Annotated in this window: 16 protein-coding genes; 7 read left to right on the top strand and 9 right to left on the bottom strand. The window is 71.0% G+C overall.

Annotated features, from left to right (window positions below; translation table 11 throughout):
- The first annotated feature begins 77 nt into the window (after positions 1-77).
- Positions 78-245, top strand: a complete 168-nt coding sequence (locus LCH29_RS05010; protein ID WP_446460454.1) for a hypothetical protein — start codon at positions 78-80, stop codon at positions 243-245.
- 1 nt (position 246) lies between these two features.
- On the opposite strand, the gene LCH29_RS05015 is transcribed toward LCH29_RS05010, so the two are convergent.
- From LCH29_RS05015 to LCH29_RS05025, 3 genes are all read right to left on the bottom strand, one after another.
- The gene (locus LCH29_RS05015) at positions 247-720 is read right to left on the bottom strand and encodes a nuclear transport factor 2 family protein (protein WP_446460576.1); all 474 of its coding nucleotides are present in this window, start codon (positions 718-720) and stop codon (positions 247-249) included.
- A gap of 152 nt (positions 721-872) precedes the next feature.
- The gene (locus LCH29_RS05020; RefSeq protein WP_446460455.1) at positions 873-2,207 is read right to left on the bottom strand and encodes a right-handed parallel beta-helix repeat-containing protein; all 1,335 of its coding nucleotides are present in this window, start codon (positions 2,205-2,207) and stop codon (positions 873-875) included.
- A 4-nt stretch (positions 2,208-2,211) separates the two neighbouring features.
- Entirely contained in the window at positions 2,212-2,901 is a 690-nt protein-coding gene (locus tag LCH29_RS05025; protein ID WP_446460456.1) for a histidine kinase dimerization/phosphoacceptor domain-containing protein, read from the bottom strand.
- 179 nt (positions 2,902-3,080) lie between these two features.
- On the opposite strand from LCH29_RS05025, the gene LCH29_RS05030 reads away from it, so the two are divergent.
- The gene (locus tag LCH29_RS05030) at positions 3,081-3,899 is read left to right on the top strand and encodes a CPBP family intramembrane glutamic endopeptidase (RefSeq protein WP_446460457.1); all 819 of its coding nucleotides are present in this window, start codon (positions 3,081-3,083) and stop codon (positions 3,897-3,899) included.
- Between the two features lie 65 nt (positions 3,900-3,964).
- Positions 3,965-4,990: a methyltransferase gene (locus LCH29_RS05035; protein WP_446460458.1), complete on the top strand. Its 1,026-nt coding sequence runs from the start codon at positions 3,965-3,967 to the stop codon at positions 4,988-4,990.
- Here LCH29_RS05035 and LCH29_RS05040 read toward each other — a convergent pair.
- From LCH29_RS05040 to LCH29_RS05055, 4 genes are all read right to left on the bottom strand, one after another.
- Positions 4,987-5,805, bottom strand: coding sequence for a class I SAM-dependent methyltransferase (locus tag LCH29_RS05040; protein ID WP_446460459.1), 819 nt, complete (start codon positions 5,803-5,805; stop codon positions 4,987-4,989). The genes LCH29_RS05035 and LCH29_RS05040 overlap by 4 nt on opposite strands.
- 198 nt (positions 5,806-6,003) lie before the next feature.
- Positions 6,004-7,200 (bottom strand): globin domain-containing protein, encoded by a 1,197-nt coding sequence (locus LCH29_RS05045; RefSeq protein WP_446460460.1) that lies wholly within the window; start codon positions 7,198-7,200, stop codon positions 6,004-6,006.
- Positions 7,201-7,326: 126 nt separating this feature from the next.
- Complete coding sequence (locus tag LCH29_RS05050) at positions 7,327-7,776, bottom strand: RrF2 family transcriptional regulator (protein WP_446460461.1); 450 nt, start codon at positions 7,774-7,776, stop codon at positions 7,327-7,329.
- Positions 7,777-7,812: 36 nt separating this feature from the next.
- Positions 7,813-8,883, bottom strand: coding sequence for an AI-2E family transporter (locus tag LCH29_RS05055; protein WP_446460462.1), 1,071 nt, complete (start codon positions 8,881-8,883; stop codon positions 7,813-7,815).
- A gap of 389 nt (positions 8,884-9,272) precedes the next feature.
- Between LCH29_RS05055 and LCH29_RS05060 the strand changes: the two genes are divergently transcribed.
- Complete coding sequence (locus tag LCH29_RS05060; RefSeq protein ID WP_446460463.1) at positions 9,273-10,478, top strand: cysteine desulfurase-like protein; 1,206 nt, start codon at positions 9,273-9,275, stop codon at positions 10,476-10,478.
- A gap of 104 nt (positions 10,479-10,582) precedes the next feature.
- On the top strand, positions 10,583-11,122 hold the full coding sequence (locus tag LCH29_RS05065; protein ID WP_446460464.1) for a hypothetical protein: 540 nt from the start codon (positions 10,583-10,585) through the stop codon (positions 11,120-11,122).
- A gap of 23 nt (positions 11,123-11,145) precedes the next feature.
- Here LCH29_RS05065 and LCH29_RS05070 read toward each other — a convergent pair whose 3' ends face one another.
- Complete coding sequence (locus LCH29_RS05070; protein WP_446460465.1) at positions 11,146-12,102, bottom strand: ADP-ribosylation family protein; 957 nt, start codon at positions 12,100-12,102, stop codon at positions 11,146-11,148.
- Positions 12,103-12,314: 212 nt separating this feature from the next.
- On the opposite strand from LCH29_RS05070, the gene LCH29_RS05075 reads away from it, so the two are divergent.
- Entirely contained in the window at positions 12,315-12,971 is a 657-nt protein-coding gene (locus LCH29_RS05075; protein WP_446460466.1) for a TetR/AcrR family transcriptional regulator, read from the top strand.
- A 56-nt stretch (positions 12,972-13,027) separates the two neighbouring features.
- Here the strand turns inward: LCH29_RS05075 and LCH29_RS05080 are convergent, their stop codons facing one another.
- Positions 13,028-14,137, bottom strand: a complete 1,110-nt coding sequence (locus LCH29_RS05080) for an amidase domain-containing protein (protein ID WP_446460467.1) — start codon at positions 14,135-14,137, stop codon at positions 13,028-13,030.
- A gap of 289 nt (positions 14,138-14,426) precedes the next feature.
- On the opposite strand from LCH29_RS05080, the gene LCH29_RS05085 reads away from it, so the two are divergent.
- Positions 14,427-15,467, top strand: coding sequence for a glutathione S-transferase family protein (locus tag LCH29_RS05085; RefSeq protein WP_446460468.1), 1,041 nt, complete (start codon positions 14,427-14,429; stop codon positions 15,465-15,467).
- The last annotated feature ends 7 nt before the right edge of the window (positions 15,468-15,474 follow it).

The raw sequence follows: 15,474 nt of genomic DNA on the forward strand, positions 1-15,474 counted from the left end.
CTCCATAGATCCGATCTATCTATCCCATGGCACCCTGATAACCCCCACCAAACGACCTGGAGAGAGGGACACCGGCGATGAGCGACACGGACCCCCGGCAGCCCTCGGACCGCGCCCCCGCCGAGCCCGAAGGCGGGGACGCCGCCTGCTGGCTGGACCGCGTCTGCGCCGCCTGCGGCGCCATCCAGGACACCGCCCCCTTCGACCGCTGCCAGCGCTGCGGCGCGGACGCGGAGGACCACTGACTCAGCCCCGCTCCGCGCCCCCGAGCCGCTCGGTCTCCCCGCCGAAGGCCAGATGTGTGGTCCGCGAGGCCAGCAGCCACCGCCCCTCCACCCGGCGGAACACGTCCTCGTAGTGCCCCACATTGACCGGCGGCCGCGCCGGAACGATGCCCCCGCGATAGCCGTCGACCCGGTACGTCGCGAAATACGACGTCGCGCGGGCCGTCGCCGCGGAGTCCACCGTCACCAGGACGTTCGAACACACCCGACGCGACAGCCGGTCCACGGGCCGCGCGTCGAAATACTCCCGCAGCGCCTCCCGCCCCCGCACCAGACGATCCCCGGCGGGCCACTCCCATATCCCGTCGGCGGTGAACAACTCCGCCACCGTGCCCGGTTCCCCCAGATCGAGCCGCCGCAGGAACTCCACGAGCAGCCGCTCACAGGCCCGCTCGGCGAGCAGCCGCTCCAGCGGATCGAGTGTCCCGGTGTCCATCTCCGTCATGCCCTCACAGTAGAAGGCACCACTGACAACCGGCAGCGATCAACGCGGGCTCTCGATCGCGCCGAGCTCGGGCGCGCCGCGGTAAAGGGGGATGCCTCGGTAGTCGCGGCCGCCGTTGTCGGGGGTGGGGGTGCCGGTGTCGATCAGGGGGGAGCCCGGGCGAGGGGCGAAGGCCAGGCCGGTGCGCAGTTGCGGGCCGCTGGTGGGGGCCGAGTGCAGATCAGCGGATACCGCGAGTTCCCGTTCAGGACGTTGTACCGCACCACCACGTCGCCGAAGGCGAACTGGCAGAGCAGGATGCCATCGCCGTTGTCATGGACGAAGTTGTCCTGGATGACCACCCGCGTGGTGCCCTTGTCCGCGTCGATGGCGTTGGAGTCCGCGCCACCGGCCTTCCGCTCCGTCCGGTACACCTCGTTGCGCTGGATCACCACGTCGTCCGCGTAGTACGCCTCGATGCCCGATGTCCCCGCCTGGTCGACCACATTGCGGTCGACCACCGCGCCGCGGACGTTGGTCAGATACATCGCGTTGCAGCCGTACGCGGTGCCGCCCTGCGAGACGTAGTTGTTCCGGATCGTGATGTTCGTATGTGGGGTGAACGTGGCGTCGGCGGCCGAGGTCCGGGTGCCCCAGCCGGTCGGCTTGGCGACCGGGTTGCCGTCCGCGCCCTTCAGGTCGCCGGTGTACTGCTTCACGACGATCCCCGCGAACGAGGTGTTGCGCACCGTGGAGTTCTGCACCCGCACATCGTGCAGAACGGTCGGGGCGGCGGGCGGCGCCGTGATGCCGGGCACCGTGGTGTCGAAGACAATGCCGCCGGTCTTCTTCGACCGGTCCCAACCGGTCTTGAAGCGCACGCCCGGGGCGTTGCCCGCGGTGTCACCGCCGATCCAGTTCACCTCGCCGGTGACATCGTGGACGTCGACCCCGTCGATCACGAAGTGGTCCAGCTGCCGCGAGTCGTCCCCCGACACATGGATGCCGCGCAGATCGCGCAGGTTCTCGCCCGGAGTCCCCGTGGCGGGCAGCGCGTTGCTGACGTCGAGGTCGCGGATCTCCCAGTACTCCTGGTTGAACAGCCGCACCGCGTCGTCGACCCGGCCCTCGCCGCGGATCCGTGGCTTGGGGCCCGGGCCGTAACGCCCCATCGTGATGGGCCGGTTCTGCTCGCCCGAGCCCTTCGGCCACAGCCGGCCCTTCCAGGAGCCGCCGCCCTTCAGCAGGATGCGGTCACCGGGCCGGAACGTCGTCCGGCCGATCCGCTCCAGGCTGCGCCATGCCGCGCGGGCGCTGGTGCCGGACGCGTCGTCGTGCCCGGAGCGGGAGTCGACGTAGTACGTGGTGCCCGAAGCTGCCACCGTGGCCTGGGCGGGAGCGAGGAGCGCCGTGAGCGTGGCGGCGACGCCGAGGGCGGCGGCCGTGAGCAGGCCGAGCGGCCGCGGGCCGGGTCTGACGGAGCGTCGTCCAGAGGCCATCACGTCATGGAGAGGCCGTCAGCGTGTGTCCGATGGAGTCGTGCAGCTCCTGCGCCAGCCGGTTGCGCCCGGCCAGCACCCGCGCCCGCTCCTCGGCGGCGGCCGCCCGCTCGGCGGGCCGGTGGTCGAGCAGGACGGGAGCCAGCAGCCGGAGCCCCGTGGCGGCGGCCGTGGTCACGTAGGCGGCCAGCAGCAGACACAGCGCGGCGACGACCGGACTCCATGCTCCGGCCACACCCGCCGTCACGGTGACATGGCTCCCGAGGACGGTGACCCGCCCTCCGCCGTTCAGCCATACGGCCGGAAACGTGACCGCGGCGAAGGCCAGCACCCCGGTCGCCGCCGTCGCCGCCACCCCCACCGCCGCATGAGGCACCAGCCAGGCCGCCGTACGCACCCGGTCGGCCCACCGGGACCGGACCGATGCGGGCGCCGGGGCTGGCAGGTCGGTGCCCAGCAGCCGATTGGCCAGCGTGAGGCATCCGCGGCGCGCCGCGCGCGGACTTCCCATGACGGCGAGCACCACGACGAGCGCGAGCGTGAAGCCCGCGATACGGCCGGGAAGCGGCCACGTGGGCGGTGCCGAAACCACCGCCACCACCAGCGGCGGCACACTCAGTGCCGCTCCGAGAAACGCGTAAGCCCAGCTTCGATACGTGGCGCCATCGAAAAGCGGGCGCATGAGTGTGCGCATGGCCGGAACGGTACCGGCGCCCCGGTGCGGACTGCCTCCCCCGAAAGAGCCAACCGGCGCCCGCGACACCGGGGGAGACGGATTTCGCTCGCGCCAGCGATGCGTCCACCCGCTCCCGGAAGGCAGTTTTTATCCGCAGCTTGATCCGTGGTCAGTCCTCAGGAAAGGAATGCGCGTTGATGTCATCGAATACCAGAGGGGTGGTGGTGTTCCTCGCCCTGTCCTTCGGCGGAACCTGGCTGTGGCTGTTCGTGGCGTACAAGGTCCTGGGCCTGTCCGCGTTGAATCCGCTGTTGCAGCTTCCGGCCTCCTGCGTCCCGGGCGCCGCGGCGTTCGTCGTACGGCGCTGGGTCACCCGGGAGGGATTCGCCGACGCGGGGCTCCGGCTCCGGCTGAAGTCGGCCTGGCCCTACTATCTCCTGGCCTGGTTCGGCCCGTTGGCGATCGCCGCCGTAACCCTCGCCCTCGCGGCCGCACTGGGCCTGTGGCGCCCGGACCTCGCCCCGCTGGACGAGATCCTGGGCGGCGTCCCGGGCTGGGCGGCGGTGCTCGTCCTGATGCTCGCCCTTCCCCTTCTCACCCCACTCTATTGGGGTGAGGAGTTCGGCTGGACCAGCTATCTCCGACCGCGGCTCTTCGGCGGCAGAATGGCGCCATCGGTGATCGTCACCGGGCTCATCTGGGCGTCCTGGCACTATCCGCTCGCCTTCATCGGCTATGTCGAATTCCCCCGGCTCGTCCTCGGGCTGCTGGTGTGGACCCTTAGCTTTCAGTTCCAGGAGGTCATCCTCGCCTGGCTGTTCATGCGCAGCGGCACCATATGGACTGCCAGCCTGGCCCATGCGGGAAACAACATGGTCCTCTTCCTGCTCACCGGCCAGCTGCTCGCCGGCGGGAACGACGGTCTCGGCATGGTGGGCGTCACACTGCTGACCATGATCCCCCTGGCCGGGCTCAGTCTGTGGATCGCCCGGCTCCCCAACCGAGCGGTAACGTAAGAAAGTTCCCCATGACATGGCGAAGTGCCGTGTGTGCTCATTCCGGAAGAACGGCGAGAGATTTCATGTCACACGAGATCAGCCCGGAGCCCATTTTGCAGGTGGGGCTCGGCTTCATGGCGTCGAAAACCCTGCTCACCGCCGTGGAACTCGAAGTCTTCACCCGGCTCGCCCAAGGCCCGTGCGAGCGCGGCGTCCTGGCCGGGGCGCTGGGTCTGCATCCGCGGGGCGCGGCGGACTTCCTGGACGCACTGGTCGCTCTGGGATTCCTGGAGAGAACGGGGACCGAGTACCGCAACAGCCCGAGCGCCGACGCGTTTCTCGACCGGGAGAAGGACACGTACATCGGCGGAGTCCTGGAGATGGCGAACAGCCGTCTCTATCCGTTCTGGGGGTCGCTCACCGAGGCCTTGCGCACCGGAAAGCCGCAGAACGAGCAGAAGCACGGCGGAGACGTGTACGACGCCATCTACCACGATCAGGCCGGCCTCGAACGATTCCTGAACGGAATGACCGGGCTCAGCATGGGAATGGCGCGGGTGATAGCCGAGAAATTCCCCTGGGCCGACTACCGGACGGTGCTCGACGTCGGCGGCGCCCTGGGCTGTGTCCCGGTGGCGGTGGCCCAGCGCCACCCCCACATCAGCGGCGGCGTCTTCGAACTGCCCCGGGTGCGGCCGGTCTTCGACACATACGTGGCGTCGTTCGGCCTCACCGACCGCATCGCCTTCCACGGAGGCGACTTCTTCACGGACGACCTGCCCACCGCCGACGTCATCGTGCTGGGCCAGATCCTGCACGGCTGGGGCCCGGAGGAGAAGCGGACGCTGCTGAAGAAGGCGTACGACGCCCTGCCAGACGGGGGAGCGGTGCTCGTCTACGACGCGATCATCGACGACGAGCGGCGGCACAACACGTTCGGCCTGCTGGCCAGCCTGAACATGCTGATCGAGTCCGCTGCCGGATTCGAATACACCGCGGCCGACGGGCGGTCCTGGATGGCGGAGGCAGGATTCGGCAGCACCCGGGTCGAACCCCTGATGGGCGGCTATTCCCTGCTGGTCGGCATCAAGGACCGCCCCCGGAGCTAAAACCGATAGCGCAGAATGCGGCCCACGTCCTTGAAACCGGGCAGGTGTGCCATCACCCTCATGCTCATCCGCCCGGTGGTGGGCATCGCCTCCATCCCCGGCATGTCGACGCTGCGCACCGCGTCCATCAGGGTCAGTCCGTCGTGCCAGCCCTCGATCTCCCGCGGATCGTCGAGACCCCAGTGGAGCGTCGCGCCCGCGTTGCGCACCGCCGGAACCATTTTCTGGAGCCGGATGCCCAGCGATCCGTAGACGTCGAAGAGCAGCTGTCCGCCGGGGAACCGGTCGGTGATCCGCTGGATGAGGCGCTTGCCCTCCTCCTTGTGCAGATACATCGTCAGGCCCTCCATGACGGCCACGGTCGGCCGGTCGTCGGGCACCTCGCGGAGCCACGCCTCCTCGGTCACCGAGGAGGCGACCATCTCGTAGGTCCCCGACGGCTGCGGGAGCAGCTGCCTGCGCAGCTCGATGACGTCGGGGTAGTCGACGTCCAGCCAGCGCACCGACGACGACGGGGCGAGCCGGTGGACCCGGGTGTCCAGCCCGCACGCCAGGTGCAGCACGGTCGCCTTCTGGTGCTCGGCCAGGAACGCGGTGGTCCAGTCGTCGAGCTGTTTGGCCCGGAGCGCGATGCCGACCGCGGTGGTCTCCGTCATGCCCGTCTTGCTGAAGTCGTAGGCGACGCGCTCCACCGCCTCCTGGGCCGTGTGGTCGCCCAGGACGGAGTGCGGCGAGCGGCTGTCCACCGCCCTGCCGTACAGCGTGGCGAGCATCGTCTCCTGCGTACCGGTGAGAGTGATCTTTTCGCGATCCATGGTTCCTCGGTCGAGTGCGGGGGTACCGACGGCCATTTCCGGCGATTCATCCGGGATGGGTGGAATCCGTGATGCGTACCGTCCCACGAGTACCCGGACGAAGGCGACCGCGCCCTGGGCCATTCGTGTCCTTCACGCCGGAATCCGGGCCCGCCGGCTGCCGACGACGACCGAAAACGGCCGTCGGGCAGGCCGGGATCAGTCCTGCGCGAGCCACAGATCGGGGCCGAAGACCTCGTAGCGGATCGCCGACGGCCGCACGCCGCGCTCCAGCAACTGGGCGCGCACCGACCGCATGAACCCCAGCGGCCCGCAGAGATAGGCGTGGACGCCGTCGGGGATCTCGACGCCGGACAGGTCCACCCGGCCGGTGCGCTCGGCCGGCCAGCCGTCGCCCGGCTGCTCGTACCAGACGTGTGCGGAGCCCTGGGCGAGCTTGGTGACCAGCCGATCCTGGTCGGCGCGCAGCGCGTGGTCGGCGGGGGAGCGGTCGGCGTGGACCGCGATGACCGGGGCCTGGTGCCCCCGGTCGACCAGGTCCTCCAGCATGGCGACGATCGGTGTGCAGCCGATACCGGCCGACGCCAGCAGCAGCGGTGCGTCCGTGGCGTCGAGCACGAGGTCGCCGTACGGGGCGGACACGCTGATCACGTCGCCCTGCCGGAGGTGCTCGTGCAGATGCCCCGAGACCTCGCCGTCCGGACCCGTGCCGCCGCGCACGTGCTTGACGGTGATGGAGCGCACCGTGGCGCCGGGCGGGTTGGTCAGGCTGTACTGGCGGATCTGGCGCGCCCCGTCGGCCAGCTCGACCTGAACCGAGACGTACTGGCCCGCCTTGAAGGCCGGTGCCGGGCGGCCGTCCGCGGGGCGCAGCCGGAAGGTGACGACGTCCGCGGTCTCCTGGATCCGCTCCGTCACCTCCCACGGCCGCCACGTCCCGCCCGCCAGCACCCCCTGCTCGGCGTACAGCCGCCGCTCGATCTCGATGAGGGCGCCTGCCATCAGCCAGTAGACCTCGTCCCAGGCGGCTGCGACCTCCTCGGTGGCCGCGTCGCCGAGCACCTCCGCGATCGCGGCCGACAGATGACGGTGCACGAGCGGGTACTGAGCGGGGCTCACCCCGAGCGAGGCGTGCTTGTGGGCGATCCGGGTCAGCATCGCGTCGGGACGGACCTCGGGGTGCTCCACCAGGGCGGTGGCGAACGCGGCCACGGCACCGGCGAGCGCCTGCCGCTGGATTCCGGCCGCCTGGTTCCCGCGGTTGAACATGTGCCGCAGCAGCTCCGGGTGGGCCTCGAAGAGCTTCCGGTAGAACAGGTCGGTGATGGACCCGATGGCCGCACCGACGGCGGGGAGGGTGGCGCGGACGGTGTCAGCGGACTTTTGGGAGAGCATCACCGGCTCCTAAATGGTATGTGAGATTCGTATTCAACGGCGCGAAAAAACCCGGTGCGGCGGGCACCGGCACGACGAGCACCGGCGTACGGGCGCGGGCGGGCCGGGTCGGTGTCCCCCGCGGGTTCACCGGTCCGACCCCGGCGGTCGCCCCACCAGCCCGAGCAGGACGGGCCCGGTGGGGGAGCCGACCAGATCGGTGACCGTCAGCGGGTCGAGCGAGGAGAAGAACGCCTCCTGCGCCCGCCGCAGCGCCATCCGCAGCCGACAGCCCTGGCGGAGCGGGCACGGGGTGTCGCCCTCGCAGTCGACCACCTCGTCAGCTCCTTCGAGTTGCCGGACCAGTTGGCCGACCGACGCGGTGCGGCCGGTCTCCGTGAGCACCAGCCCGCCGCCGCGTCCCCGTCGCGTCTCGATGAGGCCGAGATGCTGGAGCCGTGCGGCCACCTTCGCCAAGTGGCTGTACTGCACCTGCATCTCCCCGGCGATCTGCCGTGCGGTGCACGGCTCGGCTCCGGCGACCGCCAGTCGCATGATGGCGCGAAGGGCCAGGTCGGTTGATTTCGTCAGCCGCATGACGCCAGATTAGATAATGCGAATCTGGGATGCAATTTACCGGGGCGGGGTCCGCAGCGCACGGGTCACGGACCAGGCCACCGACACCATGGGCACGGCCACGATCGCGCCGACCACCCCCGCCACGATGCCTCCGGCGATCACCGAGATCGCCACCACCACCGGATGCAGCCGCACCGCCCAGCTCATCACCAGCGGGTGCAGCACATGCCCCTCGATCTGCCCGACCACCACGATGAGCACGAGCACCGCCGCCGCGATGACCGGCCCCCGCCCCGCCAGGGCCACCACCGTGGCCACGGCCAGCGCGATCGGCGAGCCGATCAGCGGGATGAAGGTGGCGAAGAAGACGAGCAGGGTCAGCGGCAGCGCCAGCGGGACCCGCAGCAGCAACAGGGCCAGGCCGACCAGCGCCGCGTTGGCGGCCGCCACCAGGATGATCCCCCGGGTGTACCCCGCGAAGGTGCTCCAGGCCGCCCGGCCCGCCCGGTCCCACGGCGACCGGGCCGCCTCCGGAAGCTGCTCGCGGAACCACCGCCACATCCCGTCCCCTGAATGTACGAAGAACAGCGAGCAGAACAGCGCCAGCACCGCCGCCGTCAGCGCCTCCACGACCCGGCCCGCACTGCTGAGCGCCCTGCTGATGAGCGTGGCGCGATGGGCGGAGACGAACGAGCTGATCCTGTCGTGCAGCTCGGTCAGCGTGCGGTGCGGGACACGGAACGGCGGCCCCTCCAGCCAGCGCGTGATCCGGCCGATCCCGCCGCGGAACTCGCCCACGAGCCTGCCCGCCTCGCCCGCCGCCGCATTGCCCACCAGCGCCAGCAACCCCAGCACCACCAACACGCTCCCGAACACCGCCAGCGCCACCGCGAGCGGCCGGGGCAGCCACCGCGCCAGCACATCGGCCAACGGCCGCAGCAGCGCGGTGCCCACCAGGGCCAGGAACACCGCGACCGCCACCAGCTGAAAGCGCCCCAGAACGGTGAACGCCAGATAGACCGCCACCCCGACGGCCAGCAGCCGCCATGCGTACGCTGCGGCCAGCCGCAGCCCGGGATGCACCCGGTCGCCCGCCCCGTACGCACCGCCCGCCCCCCGCGCCACGGTCCCCGGGCCCCGGCGCGGACGGCCGCCGGGCGTCGCGTACCGCGGTCGCCGACCGCGCCGGGCGCCCGGACGCCGTCCGCTCTCCCGCCTCGGCGCCCGCTCCGGCGGAGGAGGAGACTCGCTGCTCACGCCGGTGCCACCGCCCTCCGCGCCCCGGTCCCGGGCCGCAGGGCCGGTGACCGTTCTTCCCGCTATATACCTGATGGGAAGATTCAATCAGGGTGGCCGGGCGCGCGCCTGATCTTGCCTCCGCCCCTCCCGTCACGCCTCGCTGCCCGCCGTCGCCGGGCTGTGGCGCTGTTCCCCACAGCCCCGGCGAACTCCATAATCGATCACCACGGTGCCTCATCCGCCGACCGCCCTCCGCACCGCAGCAAGGAGTTGCCGTGACGTACGACATCACCGCCATCCGCGCGCATTTTCCCGCCCTGACGGACGGTTCGGCCCACTTCGACGGCCCCGGCGGTACGCAGACCCCCGTCCCCGTCATCGAGGCCATCACCGACGCACTCGCGCACCCGCTGGCCAACCGGGGCCGCACCACCGCGGGGGAGCGCAACGCCGAGGCGATCGTCGTGGCCGCCCGGCAGGCCATGGCCGACCTGCTCGGCGCCGACCCCACCGCGGTCGTCTTCGGCCGCAGCGCCACCCAACTGGCCTACGACTTCTCCCGTACGCTCGCCACGACATGGTCACCGGGCGACGAGATCGTGGTCACCCGCCTGGACCACGACTCCAACATCCGCCCCTGGATCCAGGCCGCCGACCGGGCCGGGGCCGCCGTGCGCTGGGCCGACTTCGACCCGGCGACGGGCGAGCTGACCCCCGATGACATCAGCGCCGTCCTGAGCGAACGCACCCGCCTGGTCGCCGTCACCGCCGCCTCGAACCTCATCGGCACGCGCCCGGCGACAGCGGAGATCGCCCGGCGCACCCACCAGGCCGGGGCGCTGCTGTACGTCGACGGCGTGCACTACACCGCCCACTCCCTCGTCGACCTCGACCAGCTCGGAGCGGACTTCTACACCTGCTCCCCGTACAAGTTCCTCGGCCCCCACCTCGGCGTCCTGGCCGGCCGCCCCGAACTCCTGGAGACCCTGCACCCCGACAAGCTGCTCCCCTCCACGAACGCCATCCCCGAGCGGTTCGAGCTGGGCACCCTGCCGTACGAACTCCTCGCCGGGACCCGCGCCGCCGTCGACTTCCTCGCCGGTCTGGACCCGCGGGCGCAAGGCAGCCGCCGCGAACGCCTGGCGGCGGCGTACGCGGCCCTCGAAGAACACGAGGACGCGCTGCGGCTGCGCATCGACAAGGGGCTGGCCGCCCTCGACCCGATCACGGTCCACTCCCGCGCGGCGGACCGCACCCCCACCCTCCTGCTGACCATCGACGGCCGCGACACCACCGACGCCTACCGCCATCTGGCCCGCCGCGGCGTGGACGCACCGTCCGGATCCTTCTACGCGATCGAGACCTCCCGCCGGCTCGGCCTCGGCGACACCGGCGGACTCCGCGTCGGACTGGCCCCCTACACCAGCACCGAGGACGTGGACCGGCTGCTGGAGGGCCTGTCGGAGTTCCTGTCGTCGTAAGGCCGTTAGCGGGCCGTATTCCCGCAGCTCATGACGTGAACACCCCCGCCGACGCCCCGGATAACGCATCGCGCCCGGCGGCCCGCAGCTGACACCCTCCCTCCATGGAACACACCGAGGTACTCGTCATCGGAGGACGCGCGGGCGTCGGCAAGACCACGGTCGGCTGGGAGGTGTCGGCACAGCTGCGCGCCGCGTCGGTGCCCCACGCGATCGTCGAGGGGGACTTCATGGCCCAGGTGCATCCGGCCCCCCAGGACGACCCGCACCGCAGGAAGATCGCCGAACGCAACCTGACCGCCCTCTGGGCCAACTACGCCGCACTCGGCCACCGGCGCCTCGTCTACACGAACACCGTGAGCGTGCTGCCCGCCACCACGGACATGATCGAGCGCGCCACCAAGCCGTGCGCCCGGATCGTCCGCGTCCTGCTCACCGCCTCGGACGCCACGACGGAGGAACGGCTGACGGGCCGGGAGCTCGGCTCGGAACTGGAGCGTGAACTGCGCGGCAGCGCCCGCAAGGCCCGTCTCCTGGACGAGCAGGCCCCCGCGGACACCCTGCGCGTGGCCACCGACGGCCGGCTGGTGGTGGACATCGCACGAGAGCTGGTGGCCGCCACCGGCTGGGCCGATGGCGCGTAGCGGCGCGTCAGCGCTCCTGGGGTTCAGCCTGTCGGGAGCAGCACATCGACCCGGGGAAGCTCACGGTGGCGGTGATGGGCGGCGGCGATCTCCGCGAGCGCGGGGCGGCCCAGCGCGCCGTACGCCGCCGCCAGGAGTTCCCGCGCGAACTCCTCCAGCAGCGGCTCGCCCCCTGACGCCCAGTGCAGGTCGCGCCCCAGCACCAGCGCCTCCGCCGGATCCCCCGCCGCACACCGCCGACGCGCCTCCTCCACGCTCCGCTCCACGGCCGCGCGGTCCTCGAAGAACTCGTACATGAACTGCGCGAACGCGTACTCGTCGGCCCCGTTGTGCGGGGGCCGGTCCAGCGCGGTGTGGCCCGCGGTGAGCGCGCCCGCACCGTCCAGGGTGGTGATCCGCCCCGGCTCGACGGGCGGGGCGCCGAAGTCGTGGATCCTGGAATAGGCGATCCCCACCTCCGCCCGGTCCCCGGTCTCGACGCCGGTCAGCGCCAGCCGCAGCGCCTCGAGGTCCGACCGTCGCCCGGCGGTGTAGTCCTCGTCCCCGTCGTCGTCCGCGAGATCCTGCCAGTGACGTTCCAGGAGAGCCCGCACGGCCTCCAGCGGTGTCCCCGCGCGCCGTTCGATCCCGCCACCGTCGTTGGTGCAGTACGAGGCGACCCCCTCGCACGTACGGCCGTCGTCGAACCACAGCCCGTGGTGCAGCCCGTCGGACCCGCCGTGCAGAAACGTCAGGAACTCCGGCGGATCCCGGTAGTAGCGCCCATGGACCCGCACGTCGACGCCCTCACGGGGCCGCGCGGCAGGGTCGTCGTACACATCCGCGACACCGCACGGGGACACCCCCATGTCCGCCAGCGCCCGGCGTTCCACGGGCCCCAGGCGTGCCAGGAATCCCATCAGCCGGAAGAATGACTCCGGCAGCGTGAGTCCCCAGTCGCGCCGGACCCGCTCCTCGACGTCCGCCCTCGCCTCAACCACCGAACATCCCCCGCTCCGCACCCGGCCACCGTGACGACGACCGAGGCTACCGAACCGCTCGGCCGCCGACGCCCCGTACACAACGGTCGGATCCGGACCGCCGCCCGGTTAGGCTCGGTCGTGCGGTGTGATCCACGGCATGGTGTACGTCACAAGGGGAAGGCGCGGAGGACGTGAGGGACGGTCAGGATTCCATACGCTCGAAGCCCCCGATGCGCGCCGACGCCCGCCGCAACCAGCAGCGCATTCTGGACGCGGCCCGTGCGATGTTCAGCGAGCACGGCACCGCCGCGCCCCTGGACGACATCGCCCGCCGCGCCCACGTCAGCATCGCGACGCTCTACCGCCGCTTCCCCGACCGCGCCGCGCTCTGCCGGCAGGTGGCCATCGAGGGGTACGAAACCGTGCTGGCCGAGGCGCGGGCCGCACAGGAGGTGGCCGAAGAGGGCGGTCCGGACGCCCCGCTGCGGGCCGTCGAACGCTTCCTGACCGGCATGGTCGACCAGCGCTCCCGCCTCGTCCTCCCGCTGTTCGGCGGCCCGGCCTTCCACGACCGGGAAGCCATCGTCCTGCGCCACCGCATCACCGGCTCCCTGGAGGCGGTGCTCGCCCGCGGCCGGGAACGCGGCGCGGTGCGCGACGACGTCAACTCCATCGATCTGCTGATGGCCGCGGCCATGATCAGTCGTCCGCTCCCCAACACCCCGCCCGAGTGGCTCGACACCACCGCCCGCCGCCACATCGCCGTCCACCTCGACGGCCTCCGCCCCGGCGCCACCCACCACCTCCCCGGCCCGGAACCGGAGCACGCCTTCAGCCGCGAGACACCGACCGCGGCGGAGAACGCCCCCACCGAGCACCGCGCCTGAAACGGGCCGTGGCCCCCACCCGAAGGGCGGGGGCCACGGCCAGCGGTGTGCTTCCGTCAGGTGCGGTACGCGTAGTACAGCGCGTTCGAGTTGGTGGCGATGATGCTCGCCACCGACTTCCGGTAGGTGTTGACCGAGTGGTAGGTCATGTACGGGACACCGCTGGAGGAGCGGTACGTGACCATCATGGTGTGGTCCTTGGACCCGTCCCGGTCGAAGTCCATCTGCATGACGTCGCCGACACCCATGTAGTACACGTTCGCCAGGTTGGTCGCGCGCTTGGCGTCCAGCGTGAACCACGACCACTCGTTGGCGCCCACCCAGGACGTCGCCTGGGTGGAGGTGTCGTACCACCAGGTGCGGTAGTCCAGCGCGTCGCCCGGCGCGTGCTTCCAGCCGCCCGCCTTCAGGGCCTGGCTGATGAAGTTGGTGCAGTCCCCGCCGGCTTCGTTGAACTTCCGGTAGGCGGGGTTGTAGTTGCTCCAGTACTTCTCCGCGTACGTCGCCATCGCCGCGTAGTTGTACGCCCCCGCGGGCTTGCTCACCTGCTGGGACGGCTTCGACGTGGCCGCCGGGGTCGCGCTGGGCAGGGCCGCCGCGCTCTTCACCGACACCGTGGCGGGCTCGTTGATGGCGGTGGGCCCCTCATCGGTGGGCCTGATGCCGGTCAGCTCCCACGTGCCGCCGGTCCCGGCGGTGAAGCTCAGCTCGTGGTGGGCCTGGAAGCTGGTCGTCGCGGGCTCGTCCCCGCGGATCTTCTTGTACGTCAGCGTCGTGGTCTCCGTGGCCTGGACGGTCGCACGCCCGCCCACGACACGGGTCGTGCCCACGGTGACCTTGGTGTCGGCGTCCGTGTACGCCTCGCCCAGCGCGGCCAGCCGCGCCTTGCGGGTCCGCAGCGTGGACAGCGCCGTGTTCTCGGTCCGCGTCAGACCGGTCGACAGCCGCGCCTTCTTGGTGGCCGGTGCCGCCGCACGCCGCGCCTTCTGCCCGTCCAGCAGCGCCGCCGTACGCTCGGTGAGCACCGCGTCGGCCAACTGCCCGAAGGACGTGGCGGTCGCCCCGTCCACCACACCCGTCTGCGCCCCACTCGCGGCAGAGGCGGGCAGTGCCACGGCCGACAGCGCCACCGTCAGTGCCGCCCCGACAGCGGATCTGAAGGTCATTGATTTCACGATGGATTCCCCTCCACGTCCCGGGCCGGATCCGACCCGGGGGAGTCGGATCCTTGCATATGCGCTGCCCGTTTGGTGATTTTGTGCTCAGAACGCGAAGTGGCGTCCACGAGTCCTTCACCTGCGGGATAATGCTCGTTTTTGGACTGGACCGGTGCGGCATGCCGAAGAGCAGCCGCTGTCCGGTGGCAATCGCGTCGCGTCGCGTGTCTCCCCGGTGTGGAGGAGGGTAGGTAGTGAGCCGAGTCGTACATATGTCGGGCGTATGCAGACGCTCCGCATGCTTCGGGAGGTAACCGAATTGGACACCGCTGGCCAGGAGACGCCCCGTGAAGAGAAGGAATTCACCCGATCCGGGCCGCACTTCTCCGACCGGATCACGGCCGACGGCCGGGACGGCTGGCCGGTCGAGGCCGGGCGCTACCGGCTGGTCGTCAGCCGGGCCTGTCCCTGGGCGAGCCGGGCGCTGATCTCGCGGCGGCTGCTCGGCCTGGAACCGGCCCTGTCGCTGGCGGTCACGGACCCCATCCAGGACGAGCGGAGCTGGCGCTTCACCCTCGACAAGGGGGACCGGGACCCGGTGCTGGGCATCGCGTTCCTCAGCGAGGCGTACGACGCCCGCAAGAAGGAGTACCCGGGCGGGGTGAGCGTGCCCGCGATAGTCGACATCCCCAGCGGGAAGCTGGTCACCAACGACTTCCAGCGCCTCACCCTCGACTTCGCCACCCAGTGGACCGCCCTGCACCGGGAGGGGGCGCCGGACCTTTACCCCGAGGAGCACCGGGATGAGATCGACGAGGTGATGGAGGGGATCTACCAGGATGTGAACAACGGCGTCTACCTGGCCGGTTTCGCCAAGCACCAGCACACCTACGAGGACGCCTACCGGGCTCTCTTCGCCCGTCTGGACCGGTTGTCGGAGCGCCTGGCCACGCGGCGCTATCTGGTCGGCGACACCATCACCGAGGCCGACATCCGGCTGTTCACCACGCTGGTGCGCTTCGACGCCGTCTACAACGGCCACTTCAAGTGCAACCGAAACAAGCTGAGCGAGGACCGGGTGCTGTGGGGGTACGTACGCGACCTCTTCCAGACGCCCGGATTCGGCGACACGGTGGACTTCGACCACATCAAGCGGCACTACTACCAGGTGCACACCGCGGTCAATCCCACGCGCATCGTCCCCCTCGGCCCCGACCTCTCCGGCTGGTCGACCCCGCACGGACGAGAGGAGCTGGGTGGGCGTCCCTTCGGCGACGGCACCCCTCCGGGTCCGGTGCCGCCCGGTGAGGAGGTCCCGGAGGCCGGTCGGGCCCGCTGACGGGCCC

The sequence above is a fragment of the Streptomyces sp. BRA346 genome (assembly GCF_052851135.1).